This window comes from Streptomyces cyaneofuscatus, assembly GCF_000718135.1.
Lineage (GTDB): Bacteria > Actinomycetota > Actinomycetes > Streptomycetales > Streptomycetaceae > Streptomyces > Streptomyces cyaneofuscatus.
The window spans coordinates 1-1410 of record NZ_JOEM01000052.1 but is presented as its reverse complement, the minus strand read 5'-3'; the positions used below and the strand labels follow the sequence as shown (position 1 = coordinate 1410).

At 69.9% G+C, this 1410-nt stretch carries 1 pseudogene; it reads left to right on the top strand.

Annotation, left to right across the window (positions count from 1 at the left end):
* Nucleotides 1–1410 (top strand): annotated as a pseudogene (locus tag IF17_RS01000000136880) (acyl-CoA carboxylase subunit beta); the annotation flags it as partial.

The window sequence follows — 1410 nt, the reverse complement described above, 5'->3', positions numbered from 1 at the left end:
GCGACACGCGTGGCCGGGTGGCCGAACTGCTGGCCCTGCGTGAGCAGGCCCGGCGTGGCCCGAGTGAGCGCGCGACCCAGGCGCAGCACGCCAAGGGCAAGCTGACCGCGCGCGAGCGCATCGAGCTGCTGCTGGATGCGGGTTCGTTCAAGGAGGTCGAGCAGCTCCGCCGGCACCGGGCGACCGGGTTCGGTCTGGAGGCCAAGAAGCCGTACACCGACGGGGTCATCACCGGCTGGGGCACGGTCGAGGGCCGTACGGTCTTCGTCTACGCGCACGACTTCCGGATCTTCGGCGGGGCGCTGGGCGAGGCCCACGCCACGAAGATCCACAAGATCATGGACATGGCCATCTCGGCCGGCGCCCCCCTCGTCTCGCTGAACGACGGCGCCGGGGCCCGTATCCAGGAGGGCGTCTCGGCGCTCGCCGGCTACGGCGGCATCTTCCAGCGCAACACGCGTGCCTCGGGTGTCATCCCGCAGATCAGCGTGATGCTCGGCCCGTGCGCGGGCGGCGCGGCTTACAGCCCGGCGCTCACCGACTTCGTCTTCATGGTCCGCGAGACCTCGCAGATGTTCATCACCGGGCCGGACGTCGTGAAGGCGGTCACCGGCGAGGAGATCACCCAGAACGGCCTCGGCGGCGCCGACGTGCACGCGGAGACGTCCGGCGTGGCGCATTTCGCGTACGACGACGAGGAGACGTGCATCGCGGAGGTCCGCTACCTCATCGGGATGCTGCCTTCCAACAACCGGGAGAACCCGCCGACCGTCGAGAGCGACGACCCGGCCGACCGGCGCGGCGACGTCCTCCTGGACCTGGTCCCGGCGGACGGGAACCGCCCGTACGACATGCATCAGGTGATCGAGGAGCTCGTCGACGACGGCGACTACCTGGAGATCCACGAGCGCTGGGCCCGCAACATCATCTGCGCGCTGGCCCGCCTCGACGGCCAGGTCGTCGGGATCGTGGCCAACCAGCCGCAGGCGCTGGCGGGGGTGCTGGACATCGAGGCGTCCGAGAAGGCCGCCCGGTTCGTCCAGATGTGCGACGCCTTCAACATCCCGATCATCACCCTTCTGGACGTCCCCGGCTTCCTGCCCGGCGTGGACCAGGAGCACGGTGGGATCATCCGGCACGGCGCGAAGCTCCTGTACGCCTACTGCAACGCCACCGTGCCCCGGATCAGCCCAGATCGCGGACGCCGAGGACCCCGAGGCGATGCGTGCGCGCATGGTCAAGGAGTACAAGGCCGAGCTGATGCACCCCTACTACGCGGCCGAGCGCGGTCTCGTCGACGACGTCATCGACCCCGCCGAGACCCGCGAGGTGCTCATCGCCTCGCTCGCCATGCTCCGCAACAAGCACGCCGACCTGCCGTCCCGCAAGCACGGCAACCCCCCGCAGTAG